We start from the raw sequence: 20,416 nt of genomic DNA, 5'->3' as shown, positions 1-20,416 counted from the left end.
CGGGCGGCACCCGCCGCCACGCAGCTATATTCCGGCAGGACTCATGACCGCAACAGCATGTTACGGAATAATCCCGGCACGATACGATTCTTCCCGTTTTCCCGGCAAACCGTTGGCAGATATTCAGGGCCGCCCCATGTTCTGGCATGTGTGGCACAGGGCAAGCCTGTGTCCGCAGCTGCAGCAGGTGGTGCTGGCCACGGACGACGGACGGATTGCGGAAGCGGCGCACGCGCTGGACGTGCCGTATGTGATGACCCGTTCCGACCACCCCAGCGGCACCGACCGCGTTTTTGAAGCGGCAACGCTGCTGCAGCTGGACGAGGACGCCGTGGTGGTTAATATTCAGGGTGACGAGCCCGCACTGGAGCCGCGCATGCTTTCCGAGCTGGTGCGGCCTTTTGCTGAAGATGCCGCCGTGCAGGTAACCACTCTGGCGCGGGCCATCAGCCCGCAGCAGGCCGCCTGTCCCGATGTGGTCAAGGTGGTGTGCACGGCGGGGGGTGACGCTCTGTATTTTTCGCGGGCAGCCATACCGTACTGCCGCGACGGGCAGTCCGGTGCGCCCTGCATGGGGCACGTGGGGCTGTATGCTTTCCGGTATCAGGCTCTGCGGCGTTTTACGCAGCTGGAACAGTCCGTGCTTGAGCGTACGGAAAAACTGGAGCAGCTGCGGCTTCTGGAAAACAATATACCCATACGGGTGGTGGAAACGGCATACCGGACGCACGGTGTGGACCGCCCCGGGGATATCGACGTAATTATCAACATGATACGGGAGAACGAAGGATGAGAGCGCTGCTGGCCCTTGAAGACGGCTTCGTACTGGAAGGCCGTTCCTTTACCGGCCCCGGAGAGACGGGTGGTGAGGTGATTTTCAACACCGGCATGACCGGCTATCAGGAAGTGCTGACGGATCCTTCGTATGCGGGGCAGATGGTCTGCATGACCTATCCGCTTATCGGCAACTACGGAGTGACCCGCGAAGACGTGGAATCCGGCAAGGTGCACGTTGAGGCGTTCATTGTTAAGGAATGCTGCAAGGTGCCCTCCAACTGGCGTTCCGTGGCGTCGCTTCCCGATTATCTCAAGCGTAACGGAATTATGGGCATCGAAGGCATAGACACCCGCGCCCTTACCCGTCATCTGCGCATGCACGGAGCCATGCGGGGCATTATCTCCACTGCGGAGACCGACCCCGCGGCGCTGGTGCAGCGGGCAAAAGACCTGCCGTCCATGGAAGGCCAGAATCTGGTTGTGCGCGTGGCACCCGAAAGCCCTTACCGCTGGGACGGCGAGCGCCCTCAGAAAGTGACTCTGCAGGACGGGGTGTACGCATGGCCGGGCAAGGGGCCGCGTGTGGTGGTCTATGACTTCGGCATCAAATGGAATATTCTGCGCCTGCTTGCCGCAGAAGGACTGGACCTGCTTGTGGTGCCGCCTTCTTTTACCGCGCAGGACGTGCAGCGTTGCGGTGCCGAGGCCGTGTTCCTTTCCAACGGTCCCGGAGACCCGGCAACGCTGAAGGCTGAAATAGCCGAAATCGCAAAACTGACCGACATGATGCCCGTGGCCGGCATCTGTCTGGGGCATCAGCTGCTCGGGCATGCGCTGGGCGGTACCACGCGCAAGCTTAAATTCGGGCACCACGGCTGCAACAGCCCGGTGAAGGACCTGACAACGGGGCGCATAGAAGTCTCTTCGCAAAACCACGGGTTCTGTGTAGAGTTGGATGCAGTTCCCGATGTGCGTGTGACCCATGTGAACCTGAATGACAATACGCTTGAGGGTTTCGAGCATACCGTCAAACCGGTCATTTCGGTGCAGCACCACCCCGAAGCCAGCCCGGGACCCAACGACAGCCACTACTTCTTCGGCAGGTTCCGCAAACTGCTGCGCGAACATCTGGGAAAGTAGCCGTGCCGACCGGAGAAAAGAATGTCTGCTGAACTGACCAGAGCGCGGAAACAGCTTACGCAGGTGCGTTCGCTGCTGCGGCAGGGCAAGGTTATGCCCGCTGCGCAGTCGTATCACACTGCTTTGCTGGCTGTTCTTAAAAACCCGCTGATGAAGGCGGAGAAAGAGGAATTCGAGCGTCTGCTGGATGATGCGGCGCATCATCTGAATAATGACGCCGAACTGCGCAGGGTTTTTCCGTTGACCATTTCTTACAAACCCGGTGCGGAACGTGAAGTGCTGGATGTGGTGGCATCGCTGGTCAAGGCGCTGGAAGAGGCCGCCGTGTCCGAAGCGCAGGAACAGCTCAGGCAGTTTGAAGCGTCGAAAGAGGCTGAGATGCGGCGCGGGCAGCAGATGCTGGACGACCGTCAGTTTGAGGATGCGCAGAAACACTTCCGCGGACTGGTTGCCCGGTTTGAAGACGATGCCGAGCTGAAGGGCGAGATTGGCGACCGCTTTCTGAAAGCGGGCCGCTACGAAGAAGCTTTTGAATACCTTGCGCAGGCGCTGGATGAAAGCCCCGAGTCGGTGCATCTGTACAACCGTATCGGCATTGCCCTGCGCAAGCTGGGCAAGTTCGACGTGGCCGAAAAGTATTACTTCAAGGCTGCCAAGTACACGGGGCATGACCCGCATCTGTTTTTTAACCTCGGCCGGCTGTATGTGGACTGGGGCAAGTGGGACAGAGTAGCCAAGGCTGCGGGTATGGCTCTGAAATTAAAACCCGACTTTGTGGAAGCGGAAAAGATGCTCAACTTCGCACTGAAAAAAATCCAGTGACGCCGGTTTGATATCTTCCGGTCTGCATGAAAATGATAATAAATGAAACGGCCCCCGTTGCGGGGCCGTTTTTTTTTGATGCGCGAAAAAAATCACAGGAAATACGCATATGGACATCATGCAACATGGCGGGTGTTGACACACTGCCCATAATCAGGTTTTAGGCTTTGATTGGAATAACGCATGCGGCGCTAATGCGGCATGCATAAAGAAATATTTTATGGCGGGGCAATCTGTCTTTCGTGAACACCTCTTTCAGGCACGGTGTGTGCAGAATGCCCTGTGCACCTGCGGCCGCTTGTTTGACTCGGGAACGAGCAGATGTCTCATGGTGGTGCGCTGCTGCATTTTGCTGCAGCCTGCTGCGGAAAAGGTGTGCGCCGCTTTGAACCGTTGTGCGACGGGGCACTGTTCTGCCGCCTGCGGCATACCCTGTACGGGTTGGCTGCCAAAACGCTTCGGGTGCGGGGTCCGTGGTCCATGCCTGATGCGGGGTAGGGGTGTTCAAAGCCGTACGGCATGCAGGCCTGTGCGGGGGGCACGTGTGTGCCGGCGGCCCGGGGGCAGGCGTCCTGTGTAAAAAATCACATCCCAGAAAGAGGTTGACAAAACTTTCAAGTCTGTCGAAATGACTTCTATGTCTTTGTTTTGACATATATTATAGCTTGTGAAATTTTTACCTTGTGTTTTGGGAGAAAAATTTTTAAGGGTCACAATTGGTCATATGCATTGAACATATGCTTTCCGGCGGGCAGCCGGAAGCGCCGGTGGGCAGCCGGTATGCATCTGGCCGGAGTGTTTGCAGTTATGACGGTGCGGCAGGGTTCCGCATGGCAGCGCGCAGTGGCCCGCGCGGGTGCCGGGAATCCTTGTGCATCGCTGCCGGTTTTTTCCGGCATGTTCAGGCAGTTTCCGCGTCGGGCAGGGCAGGATTATTCCGTCCGGCTGCGGAAGATACAAAGCGACGGGTGAACGAATGCTGACGAGAGTCTTCCCTTTCCTCGGATGGTTCAAAGGGTATACCGGCGAAAGCCTGAGAGCGGATCTGATTTCCGGTCTCACGGTGGCGCTGGTCCTAATTCCGCAGTCCATGGCCTATGCGCAGCTTGCGGGATTGCCTCCATATTACGGTCTGTACGCCTCTTTTCTTCCTCCGCTGGTAGCGGCGCTGTTCGGTTCCAGCCGTCAGCTTGCCACCGGTCCGGTGGCTGTGGTCTCACTGATGACCTCGGCCTCGCTTGCTCCTCTCGCCACGCAGGGCAGCGAGGCGTACATAGCATACGCCATCATGCTGGCTCTGATGGTGGGACTTTTTCAGCTGGCGCTGGGTGTACTGCGGCTGGGGCTGGTGGTTAACTTTCTGTCGCACCCCGTGGTCAACGGGTTTACCAACGCGGCGGCCATCATCATTGCCACCTCGCAGCTTTCCAAGCTGTTCGGCGTGTATGTGGACAAAGCCGAGCATCACTACGAAACCATTATCCGCGTCATTGAAAGCGCAATGAATTTCACGCACTGGCCGACCCTTGTCATGGGGGTGCTGGCCTTTGCCATCATGTATCTGCTCAAACGGTACATGCCCAAGGTGCCCAACGTGCTGGTGGCCGTGGCGCTGACCACCACCATATCGTGGGGTATCGGGTTTCAGCACGATGCCAAGGCTCCCGTTACCGCGCTCAAGGCCCCCGCGGCCTCGGAGCTGATCGCCGCCTTTAACCAGAAGGTGAACGCCATTCCCGCACTGGGAGAAAAACGCGCGGAGCTGGGCAGAAAGCTTGAAGAAGCAAAAGGCCTGGCCGATGACAATGCCCACCTTGAGCTGGAATACCGCATCAAGGAAGTGGGGCTGGCCATGGACCGCCTGAAAGGCGGCATTCATAACGACAGAGCCGCGCTGCGCGACATGCTGTTTGACGGTGTGGTCATGGCCGACGGCTCCATGCTTTTTTATCAGCAGGGGCAGACTCCCGACGGTATGCAGACCGACGGACGCGTGTGGCGCCTGAAGGTGGGTAACAGACCTCTTGACGTGAACGCACTGCCCATGATGGGCGGCGGTGCGGTGGTGGGCACCGTGCCCAGCGGTCTGCCCACGCTTTCCATTCCGACCCTTGATATCAGCGTCATGCTGCAGCTGCTTCCCTATGCTGCCATTATTTCGCTGCTGGGCTTTATGGAAGCCATTTCCATTGCCAAGGCCATGGCCGCCAAAACAGGTCAGCGTCTTGACCCCAACCAGGAACTTGTGGGGCAGGGGCTTGCCAACATTCTGGGCGCGGTGGGCAAAAGCTATCCCGCATCCGGTTCGTTTTCGCGTTCGGCGGTCAACCTGGCTTCCGGTGCCGTAAGCGGGCTTTCCAGCGTGTTCACATCCATGGCTGTGGTCATTGTGCTGCTGTTTTTCACCCCGCTGCTGTATCATCTCCCGCAGTCGGTGCTGGCAGCGGTCATCATGATGGCGGTTATCGGGCTGATCAACGCGCAGGGCTTCCGCCATGCATGGAAGGCCCAGTGGTACGACGGTGCCATTTCCATTGTATCTTTTCTGTGCACGCTGGCGTTTGCGCCGCATCTGGACAAGGGTATCTTTGTGGGCGTGGTGCTGTCGCTGGGTGTGTTCCTGTATAAATCCATGCGTCCCCGCGTGGCGAACCTGTCGCGCGACGAAAATCTGGATATGCGCGATGCGGAGGCCAGAGGGCTGCGTCAGTGCGAGTATATGGCCGTTGTCCGTTTTGACGGGCCGCTGTTTTTCGCCAACGCCAGCTTTCTGGAAGACCAGATAATGGAACGCATGGAGGCCATGCCCCGCCTGCGCCACATTCTGATAGTGTGCAACGGCATCAACGATATTGACGCATCGGGCGAAGAAGCACTGGGACTGCTTATCGACCGTGTACGCAGCGCCGGCATCGATCTGTCTTTTTCGGGCATGAACGAGGCTGTCACTGCGGTGCTCAAGCGTACCCACGTGTGGGAACGCATCGGAGAAGACCACATATACGCGACCATGGACGCTGCCTTGTGCGAAATCCATGAAAAGGCTCATAAAAACGGAGCCGAGGACAACTGTCCGCTAACAACCTACTGCGCATTGACGTAGGAACAACCGACAACTGCGGTCCCGCGGCAATGGGACCGCGCTGTTACGGAGACAAGCCATGACGCAGCTGGAATTGCTTCTGGAGCGCATCATTGACCGGGTGAACGTCAACCTTCGCCATCAGAAGTTTGACGTGGGCGACTACGTGCGCCGGCAGACGCCGCACCTGCATTACTCGAAGTTCTATGCATTCTACGGCCTTTCGGCCGATGACCCCGTGCATTTCCACTTCAAGAACTCGAGTCTTGCCGGCAGCTACTTTCTGGGCCGTGTCAACGTGCTGCATTCTGCGTTGTACAAGAGCGATATCCGCGGTGACGAACTGAAGCGCAAGGGTCAGCATTTTGTCTGCGACGGCAAGATGATTCCTCTGCATGACGACGAGGTCATCACCATCAAGGACAGCTTTCTGAACAAGACGCTGGTGCATTCCAACTCGCACGATCCGGAATCGCCGGAAGAGTTCACCATCCGCAACACCGTGGCCATGCCTTATGCAAACATCCACGGTTCGCTTACGGAAGGCAGCTTCATCGGTTCCTTTGCAACGGTGGACCTTTCCACCATCCACAACAGCGTGGTGCGCTACTTCTCGTATGTGCAGACAGGCGAACTGGTGGGCAAATGCGTGGAACCCGGACAGATATGGATAAAGAGCGGTGATGAGCTGGAGTTCCACTACAGCTTTGATAAAGCCATTCTTGACAAGTACATATCGCAGGAAGCCGGTTCCTGCCCCACAGGCGTCCTCATGGAGTTTGTGGAAGTGCGGCAGGAGGATTTCGAGGAGGTCTTTGCCTCGGGTCATATGGCCAGCGGCGCCGGGTCGGCTTCCGGTGCGTCCGTCAGCGGATATGCCGTCATAAAAGGCGACACCGTCATCGGCGAAAATGTGCTGGTGTCACAGCGCGCCTATCTGGATAACGCATGGATGGGCAAGGGCAGCAACGCGCAGGAAAACTGCTACATCATCAACAGCCGTCTGGAACGCAACTGCGTCACTGCCCACGGCGGAAAGATCATCAACGCGCATCTGGGCGACATGATCTTCACCGGGTTCAACTCGTTCCTGCAGGGCAGCGAAAGCAGTCCGCTGAAAATCGGTGACGGATGCGTGGTCATGCCGCACACCATCATCGATCTGGAAGAGCCGCTGGAAATTCCGGCCGGTCACCTTGTGTGGGGATATATCCGCAACAAGGCCGATCTGGCTGCCCATTCCATCAGCTTTGAAGAGTTTGCCAAAGTGGACGGTGAAGTGACCATGGGGCGTATGACCTTCCGCGGCAAGGGCGGTCCGTTCCTTGATTCCTTCAAAAAGCGCATCAAACGTATTCTCAGCGAAAACGGTGCATTTTTTGATGGCAGCGAAGGCACAGGACACGCACAGAAGGGTAAGAACTTCACGTTCAACATCATCCAGCCCTATCAGGACGGTGACCCGCGCGGCATGTATCCGACCATTCTCATTCAGCCCAACAACGGCTCCTAGCGGGCTGCGGCCTGTGCGCCGCACCGCCGGAAACCTGAAACATTGACGGCCGCCCCGTAAGGGGCGGCTTTTTTATGTGCGATCTCTCCGGCGGATATGGTGCAAAAAATGAACATGCGGGGCATGTTATGCCACTGTATGGGGGTGACGAACGCAAAGAAGACGTTTAAGACAGGGGTTGCGCGCGCGGACGGGGCCGTGTCCGGTGCCGTATGCCGCCGCGCGGGCCGGTATGTCTGCAATATGTCGGAAAAGGTGTGACCATATGAGGATAATAGAAGCGTCCGCTGTGCACGCTGCGGTACGGCAGATGATTCTGGCCGCCAACAGGGTGTTGGGCGATGATGTGTACGCCGCATTGAAAAGCAGCATGGAGAGTGAGACTTCGGCTTCGGGCAGAGAGGTGCTGCGTCAGCTGCTGGAAAACGCCGACCTTGCCGCATCCGGCGGACTGGCATTGTGTCAGGACACCGGCGCTGCGGTCTTTTTTGTGGAAATGGGCGAAGACGTGCGTCTGGGTGGCGGTTCGCTGCAGCATGTGCTGAACAGCGCCATGGCGCAGGCGTATGAAGAAGGCTGCCTGCGCAAGTCCATGTGCCATCCGCTTACGCGCTGCAACACCGGCGACAACCGTCCCGCCATCGTGCATACGGAACTGGTGGAAGGCGACCGGCTGACCATACGCTATATGGCCAAAGGCGGCGGCAGCGAAAACATGTCGCGCTGCACCATGCTGACCCCCGCGCAGGGCTGGCAGGGTATAAAGGAATTTGTGGTACGCCGCATGGCCGAAGCCGGTCCCAACCCCTGCCCGCCCACCATCGTGGGAGTGGGTATAGGCGGTACGTTCGACCTTGCTCCCGCGCGGGCAAAGCGGGCGCTGTTCCGCAGACTGGACGACGTGCACCCCGATGCGGAAGTGGCCGCCATGGAAACCGAGCTGCTGGATGCGCTCAACGCGCTGGGCATCGGTCCCATGGGCCTTGGCGGACGCACGACATGTCTGGCTGTGAAAATTGCCCTGCATCCCTGCCATATTGCCAGCCTGCCTGTGGCGGTGAATGTGCAGTGCCATTCGGCGCGGCACAGAGAGGTGATTCTCTGATGGCTACCTGGCATCTTACCACACCACTCAGGTCTGAGGATGTGCTGCAACTGCGCGCCGGTGATGTCGTGCTGCTTTCGGGCGATATATATACAGCCCGCGATGCGGCGCACAAACGCATCATGGAACAGCTGGACAGCGGCGGCACCCCGCCTTTTCCGACGGAAGGAGCGGTCGTGTACTATGTGGGACCGGCACCCGCGCCGCCGGGACGCCCCATCGGGTCGGCAGGGCCCACCACAAGCGGCCGGATGGACAGCTACACTCCCCGCATGCTTGCACTGGGGGTGCGTGCCACCATAGGCAAGGGCAAGCGCAGCGACACGGTGCGCAACGCCATGTGTGAGCATGGCGCTGTGTATCTGGGAGCCACGGGCGGCGCCGGTGCGCTGCTGTCACAGTGTGTTCTGGCCGCCGAGGTTGTGGCCTATGAAGAGCTGGGCCCGGAAGCCGTGCGCAGGCTGACGGTGCGTGATTTTCCGCTGCTGGTGATCAACGATGCCTGCGGCGGCGAGCTGTATGTAACCCCCAAACTTGATCTGTGACCACTCAGGAGGCTGACAATGGCTCTTTTCACAAAAGAAGAAGCACTGAAATATCATGAGGCTCCGCGCCCCGGTAAGCTGGAAGTCGTTCCCGCAAAGCCCTGCAGAAACCAGAAAGATCTTTCAATGGCGTATTCGCCCGGCGTGGCCGAAGCCTGCAAAGCCATCCGCGAAGATCCGGCAAAGGCCGCGCTGTATACCGGCCGTTCCAACCTTGTGGGCGTGGTTTCAGACGGTTCCGCGGTTCTGGGGCTGGGTAACATCGGCCCGCTGGCAGGAAAGCCGGTTATGGAAGGCAAAGGCGTGCTGTTCAAAACCTTTGCCGACATCGACGTGTTTGACATCAATCTGGACGTGCGCAGCGCCGATCAGCTTATCGAGGTGGTGAAAACGCTGGAGCCCACCTTCGGCGGGATCAATCTGGAAGACATCAAGGCTCCGGAATGCTTTTACATCGAAGAGACGCTCAAGCGCGAGATGAATATTCCCGTGTTTCATGATGATCAGCACGGCACCGCCGTGATTTCCGGAGCGGGGCTGCTCAACGCGCTGGATATAACCAACCGCAGGGCCGAAGACATGAAGGTTGTGGTTGTGGGAGCCGGAGCTGCAGGCATTGCCTGTGCCACATTCTATGTTGCACTCGGCGTCGATCCTGCAAATATCTACATGTTCGACTCGCGGGGGCTTATCCATGCCGGACGCAGCGATCTGAACAGCTACAAGAAACGGTTTGCTCAGAAAAAAGATGCCGGAAGTCTTGAAGATGTGATGAAAGGGGCGGACATGTTCCTTGGTCTGTCCACAAAAGACCTTGTTTCCAAAGACATGGTGCGGGCCATGGCAAAGGATCCGGTGCTGTTCGCCATGGCAAATCCCGATCCGGAAATTGCATATCCCGATGCCAAAGAAGCCTGCCCCGGCTGCATCATGGGTACAGGGCGTTCCGATTTTCCCAATCAGGTGAACAATGTTTCCGGTTTTCCGTATATTTTCCGCGGAGCACTGGACGTGGGCGCCACGGAAATCAACGAGGCCATGAAAATCGCCGCTGCCAGATCGCTGGCGGCGCTGGCGCGCGAGCCTGTTCCTGCAGAAATCTGCGCATTGTACGGTGTGGATTCTCTGGAGTTCGGCGTGGACTATGTCATACCGAAGCCGCTGGACCCGCGTGTGCTGGAGTGGGAAACTCCCGCCGTGGCGCAGGCGGCCATGGATTCCGGCGTGGCCACGGTACCTGTGGCTGATATGAAAGCGTATGCCGCTTCGCTGCGGGTCCGCGTGGATGCTGCGGCGCGCCGTGCGGCAGCCGTGGTGGACAGTTATTCCGGCGTCTGATTTCTGCCGCTGCCTGCATCCTGCGGCGGTCGTGCAGGATGCAGGCAGAAAAATACCGTTGCTTGCGCATCTTCTGCGGCAGCGTAATAATACTCGTTGCAGCGTATCCGGCATACACTGGCGGTCTGCGGATGCAGCCGCAGCCGTTGTCCGCCGGCGGGCCCGTATTCCGCATCTGGCTTGCACCCCGCGGCACAAGGTTGACTTGCATGCCTGTGATGGTGTTTTGTCTATGGTTGTGCGGCTGCACAGTCAGCGCAGCACGCTTTTTCTGCAGGAACGGATGATAAGCTTCATGTCTGTCCGGCATGACCGGAGCAGCAAGCAAACGGATAGCATATGGAAAATACAATTATTTCCAAGGAGCGGCTGATCCCCGGCCAGACCAGCAAGCTGGTCATCGATGCTCCGCATATTGCCGCCAAGGCGCAGCCGGGCAACTTTGTCATTCTGCGCGTGTGCGAACATGGTGAACGTATTCCGCTGACCATCGCGGATGCCGACCCTGAAAAAGGCACCATAACCATCGTGTATCTGGTCATGGGCAAAAGCACGGCCATGCTGGAAGACCTGAACGAGGGCGATGCCATTCTTGACCTGTGCGGTCCTCTGGGACGTGCGACGCATATAGAGCAGGGCGGCACAGTCATCTGTGTGGGCGGCGGCACCGGCATTGCCGCCATGCATCACATTGCCAAGGGGCACCATAAAGCCGGCAACCACGTGGTCGCCATCATCGGCGCCCGCAGCAAAGATCTGCTGCTGTTTGAAAAAGAGCTCAAGGAATTTGCTCCTGAAGTGCTTGTCTCCACCGATGACGGCAGCTACGGACATAAAGGGCTGGTTACCGAACTGCTGCGGCAGCGGCTGGAAGCAGACGACAGTGTAAGCGAAGTGGTGGCCGTGGGCCCTGTGCCCATGATGGAGGCTGTTGCCCGCACCACAGAACCTTTCGGCGTGAAAACCACGGTGAGCCTGAACTCCATAATGGTGGACGGCATAGGCATGTGCGGCGCCTGCCGCGTGACGGTGGACAACGAGACCCGTTTTGCCTGTGTGGACGGACCGGAGTTTGACGGACACAAGGTGGATTTTGCGGAACTGCGGCAGCGGCTGGGCGCATTCCGCCCGCTGGAGCGTGAATCCTACGACCATCACTGCAGGTGCAAGTGTAATGAAAGCAAGTAAAAAGCCCGTACTGCCCCGTGTGCCCATGCCCAACCAGCCGCCCGCGGAACGCGTGCGTAATTTTGACGAAGTGGCGCTGGGGTATACGCCGGAAATGGCGCGGCAGGAGGCCGGGCGCTGTCTGCAGTGCAAAAAGCCCCGCTGCGTCAAGGGCTGCCCTGTGGAAGTGCCCATACCGCAGTTCATCGCCGCGCTGGCGCAGGGCGATGTGGAACATGCCTACCGGATTATCAAAACCACCAACAGCCTGCCTGCCGTGTGCGGGCGGGTGTGCCCTCAGGAATCGCAGTGCGAGGGGGCGTGCATACTGCAGGCAAAAGGGCAGCCGGTGGCCATCGGCCGTCTGGAACGTTTTGTGGCCGACGAATACATGCACCGTGACGCCTGCGGTCTGATAACCGGTAAACCGGAATGCCCTTACATTGACCCGGAAAAAAAGGTCGCCTGTATCGGCAGCGGACCTGCCAGCCTCACTGCGGCGGGGTATCTGGCCGCGCACGGGTGCAAGGTTACTGTTTTCGAGGCCCTGCACGAACTGGGCGGCGTGCTTGTGTACGGTATTCCCGAATTCCGTCTGCCCAAGGAAAAGATTGTCGCCAAGGAAGTGAACGCCCTGCGTGAACTGCAGGTGGAATTTGTCCGCAACAGAGTGGGCGGCAAAACATTTTCCATAAGCGATCTTTTCGCACAGGGGTACAAGGCGGTCTTTATCGGAGTCGGGGCGGGGCTGCCGCGTTTTCTCGGAGTACCGGGAGAAAATCTCAACGGCGTGTTTTCCGCCAATGAGTATCTTACCCGTGTGAATCTGGGCCGGGCGTATTCTTTTCCGGAATATGACACCCCCATCATCCGCGGCCGCCGCGTGACTGTTTTCGGCGGGGGCAACGTGGCCATGGATGCGGCCCGTACAGCCATGCGGCTGGGCGCCGAATCTGTGCATATCGTCTATCGCCGTACGCAGGCAGAAATGCCTGCACGCCACGAAGAAGTGGAACACGCCATTGAAGAAGGCGTGCAGGTGGCCGAACTGTGCGGTCCTCTGGAATTCCGTGCCGGTGAAAACGGCAGTCTGGCAGCCGTTGTGCTGCAGAAAATGGAGCTGGGGGAACCCGATGAGTCCGGTCGCCGCCGGCCGGTGGCCGTGCAGGGTGCCACCGTGGAACTGCCCACAGACCTTGCCGTTATTGCCGTCGGCACACGGTCCAACCCCGTACTGCTGGAAAATGAACCTGAATTGAAGCTGACGGGCAGGGGCTATGTGTCGGTGGACGAGGAAACCGGCGAAACAAGCATGCCCGGCGTATATGCCGGTGGTGATATAGTGACCGGTGCCGCCACGGTTATTCTGGCCATGGGGGCCGGTCGCAGGGCGGCCAAGCACATTGCCCGTTCACTGGGGTGCGCGGTGGAAGACTAGCGCATCTGTCTGTATCTGCAGCATACTTTCAGCGCCCGCGGCAACGCCGCGGGCGCTTTTGCTGTCTCTGCCGTCCGTTGATCCGGCTGCCGCAGGTGGTGCCGCTGCCCTCGTAAGCTTCCCTGTCTGCGTGCGGTCTGTTCATTCCGGGGCCGGTTGCAGGCTGCCGGACAGGGCTGCACCGGTATGGCCGTGTCCTGCCGCAAACGTCATGCGACTGGCACAGGCGGGCTTTTGCAGGGGGCCGGTCGTCAATGCCGCCCGCAGCGGGTCGGGCGTAGCCTGACGGGGGTGCGGCAATAAAAAAAGCCGCCCTTTCAGGCGGCTTCTCTATTGGCAATGAAGAGCTTACTATTTGATAAGCTTGAATTCTGCGCGGCGGTTTTTGGCCCAGGCAGCTTCGTTGTTGCCGGAAACTGCGGGGCGTTCTTCGCCGTAGCTGACGATTTCAAGCTGGTCGGGACGTACGCCCAGCAGCACAAGGTATTCAAACGCGGCGCGTGCGCGGCGTTCGCCCAGTGCAAGGTTGTATTCCTGAGTGCCGCGTTCGTCGCAGTTGCCTTCGATGAGAACGCGCAGCTGGGGGTAGGCCTTCAGAGCTTCAGCCTTGCCCTTCAGCAGTTCTTTGCCTTCGGCCTTCAGGTCGAACTTGTCAAACTCGAAGTAGACCACGTTGCCGGTGACAACGGCTTTGGCCTTTTCGTAGGCGGCAAGGGCTTCTTCACTCATGGCAGAGGAGGAAGAAGAGGAATCTTCGGAAACGACCACGGTTTCGGTGGCAGCCTTTTCGGGGGTTGCCGCGACCTGCTTCTTGGCGCAGCCAAAGCCGGTGGTAAGTGCCAGGGCAAGGATCAGAGCCAAACCCAGACGGTTAACATTGCGCATGCTGTAGCCTCCTGAACAGAAGTAAAAATTCGTTTTTGCGAGAATTGCATACCGGGCGGATAGCGGACACCATTTTCCCTTCTAACCCGATAAAACTAGGACGCAATTCTACGCTGCCTCAATGATTTGTCAAGGGGGGATGGGTGATCCCCTGAACTGACAGACTGTTATAATACGCAACGTACATAAACTGCGGGGGCGTGACAACATTGTCACACCCCCGTTACGCATTGTAATCAGTCAGAAAGTTTGCCCCATGCAGGAAACGAGGCATCGTGAGAGCCTGTATCGACCATTTTGGGGGTGCCTCCGTGGCGTGTTGTCAGATACACTTTATATTTGCCGCTGCGGTTCGAGGCAAAGGCTATAAAGTAGCTGTCCGGTGCAAAGCTGGGCATTTCATCATTGCCCGGCCCGAAGGTTATCTGTTTTTCGCGTCCGGTCACCAGATCGTGCACAAATATGCGGTGCCCGTCGCCGGTGCGGCGCGAATACACTATCAGCGTTCCGTCGGGGCTGATATCCGGCGATGTGTTGTATTTGCCTTCGCGGGATATGCGTCTGACACTGCCGGAATCCAGATCTTTCAGAAAAATGTTGGGATTGCCCAGCCGGCTGGAGACAAATGCCATTTTTTTGCCGGTGGCATCCAGTGATGGCGATACGTCAATGCCCCAGCTCTGCTCAAGCACTTTCTGCTTTTTAAAGATGTGGTTCAGCAGAAAAATGTCGGGGTTGCCGTTGACGGCAAGGCTGACAGCCACTCTGTTGTCCGGCAGAAAAGTCGGCCCGATGACCGTGTTGCCCGGAAACCGGATAAGCTGGGTGCGGTTGTTGATGCGGTCCCACACACCCAGTGCATGACTGCGTTCGCCGATGTGGCTGAAAATGACATAACGCCCGTCGGGCGACCATGAAGGTGACAGGGCAATGCCCTGCACCGCGGTGAGCTGCCGCAGGTCGCGCCCTGTGGGGCGTACTGCCCAGATGTCTTTCTGGCCGTTTCTGCTCTGGCTGACAAAAGCCAGCGTGGACAGGAAAAAGTCGCCCCGTCCCGTGAGCATTTTCATGAAGTCGCTGCAGAATTTGTCGGCCACCACGGGCAGCAGTGATTCGGACGTGACGTAGTACGCCTTGCCCAGCAGCATGCTGCCCTGACCTGTTTCATAGACTCGCAGCTCCACTCTGCTGCTCTGCCCCTGCTGTGTCTGCGGCCAGCCGGTGACAATCAGCAGGTCTGTGCCGGCCAGCAGATAACGCCTGAAATCGATGCCCGGGGCCTTGTACGCCTGCGGGGTGTTGCCGCCGATAACGGTTTTGCCGTCCACAAAGTCAAGAAACGGCAGAAAACCGAGGTTGTGGCGTATAAGCCTGTGCAGTTCGGGCGCCATGGCGGGCAGCGGGGCGCCGGCATCGGTGACAGGTTCAGACATGGCCACATAGGTCAGATTCTGACCGGGGCCGAAGATGTCTATCTCCACAGGGGCCGCCTGTGCTCTGGCGGTATGCAGCACCAACGCCAGCAGTACCGCGCAGAAAAAGGTAACATTCTGTTTTTTCATTATTCGCGTCTCTTCCGGTTTTATCCGGCAGCATTCTGGTGTTTTCGTGGCCGGTGTTGTCGTGGGTGCCGCGCCCCGCGGCGCTACATCATGTCCTGCAGGTTGAATGTGATGCGCAGGTCCTGCAGTTCCGGCACAGGCGGGGGCGGCAGGTCGTCGGTGGCGTGCACGGCGTTCACGGCGGAACTGTCGTAATCGGGGCGGCCCGAAGGTGTTTCGACAGAGACATCAAGCAGCGACCCGTCCGGTGCCAGCCTGATGCGCAGTACGGTTATCAGGTTGACGCGTTCGGCAAGCTGCGGAAAACGCCAGTTCTGCTGCACCCGTTCTTTGACAAGCGCACTGTAGATATCGGCCAGTCCCAGTCCCTGGCCGTCCTGACGGCCGCCCTGTCCGTCGTCGGCCGTGCCGCCGGCCTCGTTGCCGGTGCCTTGTCCGTCGCTGCGCGAAGAAACCTCCGCTCGCAGCGAAGCCAGTTCATCAAGCAGGACATCACGTTGCCGGGTATCCTGTTTTTTTACCGTGGCGCTGGTTTCTGCCAGCGCCTGTTTTAAAATATCGTCGGCCGAAGGCTGCGCGGGCGCCTTTTTAGGCGGCTGCGGTTTGGGCTTTTCCTGCACCTTTTTTTCCGGTTCCGGCTTTTTTTCCGGTTCGGGTGCGGTTTTTTTCTCCGGTTTCTTTTCCGGCTCCGGCTTCGGCTTTTCTTCAGGCTTTTTGGGTTTTTCAGGTGCCTTGGGCAGGGCGGCGGCATCCTGCGGTGCAGGTGCCGGTTTGGGGGGCGCGGGTTGCGGTTTTTTTACCGGTTCCGGCAGCTTTTGTGTTTTGGGTACGGCTTTGGGCTGCGGAGGAACCGGCTGCGCCACACCGCTGGAAGGTGCTTTGGCAACACTAGACGAAGGTGCCGGTTTGGGGGTGCCGGGTTTGGGCTGGCCGTGTTTTACCGTGGCGGACAGCGAGACAAGGTTCACCTTGTACACGGGAACATCCAGACGCACCTTAAGAGCCGAAGCCGGCCAGTACAGCGCCGCCACTACCACGGCACAGTGCAGCAGCAGCGAAATGAGTGTGCATAGTATGCGCATTGTCAGGTTACGCGCCCGCTATTTCTTTTTTTTGGCGGCGGGGGCGGGCTGTTCTTCCATGCGGTCTGCCACCACACCCAGCTTTTCAATGCCCGCGCCTTTTACAATGCCCATCACCTGAACCACCACGCCATAGGCCACGTCTTTGTCGGCCCGCAGAAAAAGCTGCTTGTTGCGGCTTTTGACCAGCCTGTCCAGATGACCGGGCAGGTCGTCTTGCGTCACCTGATATTCGTCAAGAAACATGCTGCCGTCTTTTCTGATGGTCAGCACCATGTTTTCGCTGTCTGTGGGCAGCACGTCCACGGTGGATGTGGCGGGCAGGTCCACATCCAGCCCCTGCGTAAGCATGGGGGCCGTCACCATGAAAATGATGAGCAGCACCAGCATGACGTCCACAAAAGGCGTGACGTTTATTTCAGAGACAAAGCCCTTGTTGTTGGAAAAAGATACGCCCATGAGGGTCTCCGCTAGGCGGCATCGCCGCGCGAGGGGGCGGCTGCATGCAGTTCGCGCTGAACGCGGTTGAGAAACACACCGGCGAAGTTGACCAGCTGCACCTCTATGCCGTTAAGCATGCCGAGGAACAGGTTGTAGCCCACGGTGGCGGGAATGGCCACGCCAAGGCCGATGGCCGTTGCCACCAGCGCTTCGGATATGCCGGGAGCCACCGCCGCCAGCGAGGCGGTCTTCATCAGGCCGATGGAATGAAACGAGTGCATGATGCCCCATACCGTGCCGAAAAGGCCGATAAAGGGCGCGGCGTTGGCGCAGGTAGCCAGAAAGGCCAGCGAAGAAGACAGTCTGGAAGTCTGCATGCTCACCCCCTGACGCAGGGCGCGGCGCACGTTGTCGGCCACCACGTCTTCGCTGCTTTGCATGTCGCGCAGCCTGTTGTATTCGGCCACGCCTTCCTGCGCCACCTGATACAGCGGCGAAGTATGATCTCCGCTGAGTGACTGCACAGCCTCGCGCAGGTCGCGTGCATGGGTGAATGCGCTCAGTCCCTGAGCCGCCTTGCGTCTGGCAGAGCTCAGCACTATCCATTTCTGCAGCATCAGCGACCAGCTGGCCACCGACATGAGCACCAGAATGCTCAGAACACCTTTAACTACCGGTGTGGCCTGCATAAGCAGGCCGAATATATTCGATTCCATTGGTTTCCACTTTACGGGGTTGATACGTGGGCAAAAAAATATCACGGCCCCGGAGGGCCTGCCTGTACCGGGTCAGGCGCACCATAGCGTAAACAATGCGTTCTGCAAAGACACTCAGCGGGCAGCCGTGACAGGTTGGCCCGGACGCAGCCGTTCGTTACCTTTGATCACCACTTCAGAGCCCTGCACAAGACCTTTGCCGGCCACGGCGGCATCCAGCCCCAGCCATGCGTTGACCACCACATCCACAGGCACGGCGGTGCCGTTCTGCACTGTCCAGACAACCATGCGTCCGGCGGAGCGGATAACGGCATCGCGGGGCACCAGCACGGCGGGACGCGCCTCATCCGTGGGCAGCCCCACGCGGGCCTGCATGCCCTGCGCCAGCCCGTCGGTGCGTTTGAGCCGTACCTTGACGGGGAAGGTTCTTGTGGCCACATCGCCCAGCGGAATGACAGCCGTGACGTGTCCTTCGTATTCCTGCTGGCCCGTGCGCGCAACCACCTTGCGTCCCTCGGTGACAAACGGCAGCACCGCTTCCGGTACGGAAACCCGTACGTCCATGGCATCGGTTCTGGCCAGTCTGGCCACAACGGTTCCCGGCGAAACCCATTCGCCGGGGCTGCTCAGCTTTTCCAGTACAATGCCGTCAAACGGAGCACGTATGACGCATTTTCCTATCTGGATTGCCAGCCGTTCAGCTTCCGCCTTCAGCGATTCAGCTTTACGGCGCAGCCCTGCTTCCTTGAATCTGCCCACATCATACTGCTGTTCCGAGATGGAACGCGATTCGCGCAGGGTTTCCAGTCTCTCCAGTTCCAGCGCGGCGTTTTCCAGATCGGCAAGCACGGTGCGGTGCTGCGCCACGGCCGACTGATAGTCTTTTGACAGCAGCTGGCTGTCGATGACGGCCAGCTGTTCATCGCGCCGCACCTTTCTGCCTTCCTCTATGCTTACAGAGGCAACCCGTCCGCCCACTTCAGATGCCACGGCGGACACTTCGGGAAATTCCACAGTGCCGATGTATTCCGCATGGGGGCTTGCTTCGCCGGAGCGCGCATGGGCCGTGACCACCTGTGCCGGCGGGGGGGCCTGTCTTTTTTCTCCGTCTGCGGCGGCAGCGGCGTTATAGACTTGCAAGAAAACGAGTAAAACCGCTATAAGAGACGGGATACGAATCATGGGTGCAGGCTTGTGCATGGCGACTCCGTGTTGGCGTTTGCTGTGCCATTGATAGCCTAATGCGCTTCGCGAGCCAAGCACACACGGGGCAGAGGACCTACTTTGCCTGTAATTTGTCGGAAAGAACTCCGCGTGACGGGGTCGGTTTTTTATAATGCTCAGGATGCCGGGAGGCCGTATGCATGTTGTGAAGCAAAAATTCCTGCTGCCGCTGACGCTGGCCGCAGTGCTGGTGTGGAGCTCGGCCGCCGCTGCCGCCAACGCCACCATGCCGGATGCCGGCACCGCGGGCGGGTATAATCTGGAGCAGGCGGTGCTCAAGGCCCTGCAGGATAACCCCAGCATCCGTGCCGCCAAAGCAGGCGATCTTGCTGCCGAAGAGTCGCGCAAGGCTGCCCGCGGCGGGTTCGGTCCTTCGCTGACCGGCAGCTACGGATATCTGAAAAGCGACCACGACAAACCCCGCCGTGATTTCGTGCAGTACGAGGACAACCTTTATACGCTCGGGGTCAATCTTACCCAGCCGCTGTTCACGGGATTCAATGTACTGTCCACGTACCAGAAGGCGGCTCTTGAAAAAGAGCAGGCTGCCGCACAGGTGGACAACGCGGAACTGCAGCTCATTTTGCTGGTGCAGGAAAATTTTCTGCAGCTGCTCGCCGCGCGTGAAAACCAGCGCAGCGCCGCAGACCAGCTGGAACGCCTGCAAAGTCAGCTCAAGGTCACGCAGGCATTTTATGATGTGGGGCTGAACCCCCGCATTGACGTGCTGCAGGCCGAGCGCGATGTTTCCGACGCCGAAGACAAGCTGTTGCAGGCGGAAAACAGTGTGCAGACACAGATTGCCCGTCTGAACACGCTGCTCAATCTGCCTCTGGACGCAAGTGCCTCCTATCTTGGCCGGCTGGATTTTGTGCCGTTTTCGCTGACGCTGGAAGAGTGCCTTGAAAGGGCATACCGGCGCCGTCCCGATATTTTCATTGCCCAGAAAGCCATTGAAGTGGCCCGCAAAGACAGAACCATCGCCCAGAGCGGATTTTATCCGCAGATTGGCGCGGAGGCCGATTATTCGAGAAAGGGTGACAACCCCGTGGTGGACGGCAGCAGCGCCATGTCCACGGAGTTCAGTGAATGGTCGGTGGGTGTTTCCGCCAAGTGGAATCTGTTCGATTCCGGCAAGGATTATTATGCACAGAGTGCTGCCGCGCAGGTGGTGAACAGGGTGATGGCGGACGAAGCGAATCTGCGGCAGGAAGTGGCCTTTGAGGTCAAGTCCCGTCATCTTAAACTGTCCGAAGCCGCCAAACGTATCAAGGTGGCCCAGAAAACCGTTGATCAGGCCGCGGAAGCCTATCGCATGGCGGTGGCACGCTATCAGGCTCAGGTGGGTACAAACACCGACGTGCTGGATGCGCAGGCCTCGCTGACCAGTGCCGAAGCCGCGCTGACCAGCGCGCAGGCCGAATATCTTGTGGCCCTTGCCAGCCTGTATGTGTCCATTGGTGACAAAAATCCTTCGCTGCATATGACAGCGCCCTAGGCCGCTTTACTCCGGCAATGCGACAGCGCGCGGCGGTTTTTTCCGCCGCGCGTTTTTTTATATGCCGCCGGGGCTGTGCCG

17 protein-coding genes are annotated in these 20,416 nt (G+C 58.8%); 11 read left to right on the top strand and 6 right to left on the bottom strand.

Annotation, left to right across the window (positions count from 1 at the left end; translation table 11 throughout):
- Window positions 1-43: 43 nt before the first annotated feature.
- From kdsB to gltA, 10 genes are all read left to right on the top strand, one after another.
- A complete protein-coding gene (gene kdsB, locus H586_RS0116940) occupies window positions 44-793 on the top strand; it encodes a 3-deoxy-manno-octulosonate cytidylyltransferase (protein ID WP_011369316.1) in 750 nt (249 codons plus the stop codon).
- Window positions 790-1,917 carry a glutamine-hydrolyzing carbamoyl-phosphate synthase small subunit gene (gene carA, locus H586_RS0116935; RefSeq protein ID WP_011369315.1) on the top strand — a complete coding sequence of 376 codons (1,128 nt, stop codon included), beginning with the start codon at window positions 790-792 and terminating at the stop codon, window positions 1,915-1,917. Before kdsB ends, carA begins: the two co-directional genes overlap by 4 nt.
- A 21-nt stretch (window positions 1,918-1,938) precedes the next feature.
- Window positions 1,939-2,739 carry a tetratricopeptide repeat protein gene (locus H586_RS0116930; protein WP_027182612.1) on the top strand — a complete coding sequence of 267 codons (801 nt, stop codon included), beginning with the start codon at window positions 1,939-1,941 and terminating at the stop codon, window positions 2,737-2,739.
- A 976-nt stretch (window positions 2,740-3,715) separates the two neighbouring features.
- A complete protein-coding gene (locus H586_RS0116905; RefSeq protein ID WP_027182609.1) occupies window positions 3,716-5,842 on the top strand; it encodes a SulP family inorganic anion transporter in 2,127 nt (708 codons plus the stop codon).
- A 58-nt stretch (window positions 5,843-5,900) separates the two neighbouring features.
- Window positions 5,901-7,334 carry a transferase gene (locus H586_RS0116900; protein WP_027182608.1) on the top strand — a complete coding sequence of 478 codons (1,434 nt, stop codon included), beginning with the start codon at window positions 5,901-5,903 and terminating at the stop codon, window positions 7,332-7,334.
- A gap of 265 nt (window positions 7,335-7,599) precedes the next feature.
- A complete protein-coding gene (locus H586_RS0116890; protein WP_027182607.1) occupies window positions 7,600-8,439 on the top strand; it encodes a fumarate hydratase in 840 nt (279 codons plus the stop codon).
- Window positions 8,439-8,984 (top strand): FumA C-terminus/TtdB family hydratase beta subunit, encoded by a 546-nt coding sequence (locus tag H586_RS0116885; RefSeq protein ID WP_027182606.1) that lies wholly within the window; start codon window positions 8,439-8,441, stop codon window positions 8,982-8,984. Before H586_RS0116890 ends, H586_RS0116885 begins: the two co-directional genes overlap by 1 nt.
- An 18-nt stretch (window positions 8,985-9,002) precedes the next feature.
- Entirely contained in the window at window positions 9,003-10,322 is a 1,320-nt protein-coding gene (locus tag H586_RS0116880; RefSeq protein ID WP_027182605.1) for a malic enzyme-like NAD(P)-binding protein, read from the top strand.
- Window positions 10,323-10,661: 339 nt separating this feature from the next.
- Complete coding sequence (locus H586_RS0116875; RefSeq protein WP_011369308.1) at window positions 10,662-11,510, top strand: sulfide/dihydroorotate dehydrogenase-like FAD/NAD-binding protein; 849 nt, start codon at window positions 10,662-10,664, stop codon at window positions 11,508-11,510.
- Complete coding sequence (gene gltA / locus H586_RS0116870; RefSeq protein WP_011369307.1) at window positions 11,497-12,927, top strand: NADPH-dependent glutamate synthase; 1,431 nt, start codon at window positions 11,497-11,499, stop codon at window positions 12,925-12,927. Before H586_RS0116875 ends, gltA begins: the two co-directional genes overlap by 14 nt.
- 351 nt (window positions 12,928-13,278) lie before the next feature.
- Here the strand turns inward: gltA and pal are convergent, their stop codons facing one another.
- The 6 genes from pal to H586_RS0116840 form a co-directional block, all read right to left on the bottom strand.
- On the bottom strand, window positions 13,279-13,812 hold the full coding sequence (gene pal, locus H586_RS0116865) for a peptidoglycan-associated lipoprotein Pal (protein ID WP_011369306.1): 534 nt from the start codon (window positions 13,810-13,812) through the stop codon (window positions 13,279-13,281).
- A 236-nt stretch (window positions 13,813-14,048) separates the two neighbouring features.
- On the bottom strand, window positions 14,049-15,374 hold the full coding sequence (locus tag H586_RS0116860; protein WP_027182604.1) for a PD40 domain-containing protein: 1,326 nt from the start codon (window positions 15,372-15,374) through the stop codon (window positions 14,049-14,051).
- Window positions 15,375-15,457: 83 nt separating this feature from the next.
- On the bottom strand, window positions 15,458-16,456 hold the full coding sequence (tolA, locus tag H586_RS20295) for a cell envelope integrity protein TolA (protein ID WP_011369304.1): 999 nt from the start codon (window positions 16,454-16,456) through the stop codon (window positions 15,458-15,460).
- Between the two features lie 18 nt (window positions 16,457-16,474).
- Window positions 16,475-16,915: a protein TolR gene (tolR, locus tag H586_RS0116850; protein ID WP_011369303.1), complete on the bottom strand. Its 441-nt coding sequence runs from the start codon at window positions 16,913-16,915 to the stop codon at window positions 16,475-16,477.
- An 11-nt stretch (window positions 16,916-16,926) separates the two neighbouring features.
- Window positions 16,927-17,613 carry a protein TolQ gene (gene tolQ, locus H586_RS0116845; RefSeq protein ID WP_011369302.1) on the bottom strand — a complete coding sequence of 229 codons (687 nt, stop codon included), beginning with the start codon at window positions 17,611-17,613 and terminating at the stop codon, window positions 16,927-16,929.
- Window positions 17,614-17,727: 114 nt separating this feature from the next.
- Entirely contained in the window at window positions 17,728-18,813 is a 1,086-nt protein-coding gene (locus tag H586_RS0116840; protein WP_011369301.1) for an efflux RND transporter periplasmic adaptor subunit, read from the bottom strand.
- Window positions 18,814-18,973: 160 nt separating this feature from the next.
- Between H586_RS0116840 and H586_RS0116835 the strand changes: the two genes are divergently transcribed.
- Window positions 18,974-20,335 carry a TolC family protein gene (locus H586_RS0116835; RefSeq protein ID WP_011369300.1) on the top strand — a complete coding sequence of 454 codons (1,362 nt, stop codon included), beginning with the start codon at window positions 18,974-18,976 and terminating at the stop codon, window positions 20,333-20,335.
- The last annotated feature ends 81 nt before the right edge of the window (window positions 20,336-20,416 follow it).

This window comes from Oleidesulfovibrio alaskensis DSM 16109, from assembly GCF_000482745.1.
Classification (GTDB): domain Bacteria; phylum Desulfobacterota; class Desulfovibrionia; order Desulfovibrionales; family Desulfovibrionaceae; genus Oleidesulfovibrio; species Oleidesulfovibrio alaskensis.
The sequence above is the reverse complement of the archived record's forward strand: the minus strand, read 5'-3'. Positions and strand labels throughout refer to the sequence as shown.

Bases quoted from the DNA above. Each gene is read 5' to 3' on its own strand.
- kdsB (WP_011369316.1), top strand. From the start codon at position 44: ATGACCGCAACAGCATGTTACGGAATAATCCCGGCACGATACGATTCT.
- carA (WP_011369315.1), top strand. From the start codon at position 790: ATGAGAGCGCTGCTGGCCCTTGAAGACGGCTTCGTACTGGAAGGCCGT.
- H586_RS0116930 (WP_027182612.1), top strand. From the start codon at position 1,939: ATGTCTGCTGAACTGACCAGAGCGCGGAAACAGCTTACGCAGGTGCGT.
- H586_RS0116905 (WP_027182609.1), top strand. From the start codon at position 3,716: ATGCTGACGAGAGTCTTCCCTTTCCTCGGATGGTTCAAAGGGTATACC.
- H586_RS0116900 (WP_027182608.1), top strand. From the start codon at position 5,901: ATGACGCAGCTGGAATTGCTTCTGGAGCGCATCATTGACCGGGTGAAC.
- H586_RS0116890 (WP_027182607.1), top strand. From the start codon at position 7,600: ATGAGGATAATAGAAGCGTCCGCTGTGCACGCTGCGGTACGGCAGATG.
- H586_RS0116885 (WP_027182606.1), top strand. From the start codon at position 8,439: ATGGCTACCTGGCATCTTACCACACCACTCAGGTCTGAGGATGTGCTG.
- H586_RS0116880 (WP_027182605.1), top strand. From the start codon at position 9,003: ATGGCTCTTTTCACAAAAGAAGAAGCACTGAAATATCATGAGGCTCCG.
- H586_RS0116875 (WP_011369308.1), top strand. From the start codon at position 10,662: ATGGAAAATACAATTATTTCCAAGGAGCGGCTGATCCCCGGCCAGACC.
- gltA (WP_011369307.1), top strand. From the start codon at position 11,497: ATGAAAGCAAGTAAAAAGCCCGTACTGCCCCGTGTGCCCATGCCCAAC.
- pal (WP_011369306.1), bottom strand. From the start codon at position 13,812: ATGCGCAATGTTAACCGTCTGGGTTTGGCTCTGATCCTTGCCCTGGCA.
- H586_RS0116860 (WP_027182604.1), bottom strand. From the start codon at position 15,374: ATGAAAAAACAGAATGTTACCTTTTTCTGCGCGGTACTGCTGGCGTTG.
- tolA (WP_011369304.1), bottom strand. From the start codon at position 16,456: ATGCGCATACTATGCACACTCATTTCGCTGCTGCTGCACTGTGCCGTG.
- tolR (WP_011369303.1), bottom strand. From the start codon at position 16,915: ATGGGCGTATCTTTTTCCAACAACAAGGGCTTTGTCTCTGAAATAAAC.
- tolQ (WP_011369302.1), bottom strand. From the start codon at position 17,613: ATGGAATCGAATATATTCGGCCTGCTTATGCAGGCCACACCGGTAGTT.
- H586_RS0116840 (WP_011369301.1), bottom strand. From the start codon at position 18,813: ATGCACAAGCCTGCACCCATGATTCGTATCCCGTCTCTTATAGCGGTT.
- H586_RS0116835 (WP_011369300.1), top strand. From the start codon at position 18,974: ATGCATGTTGTGAAGCAAAAATTCCTGCTGCCGCTGACGCTGGCCGCA.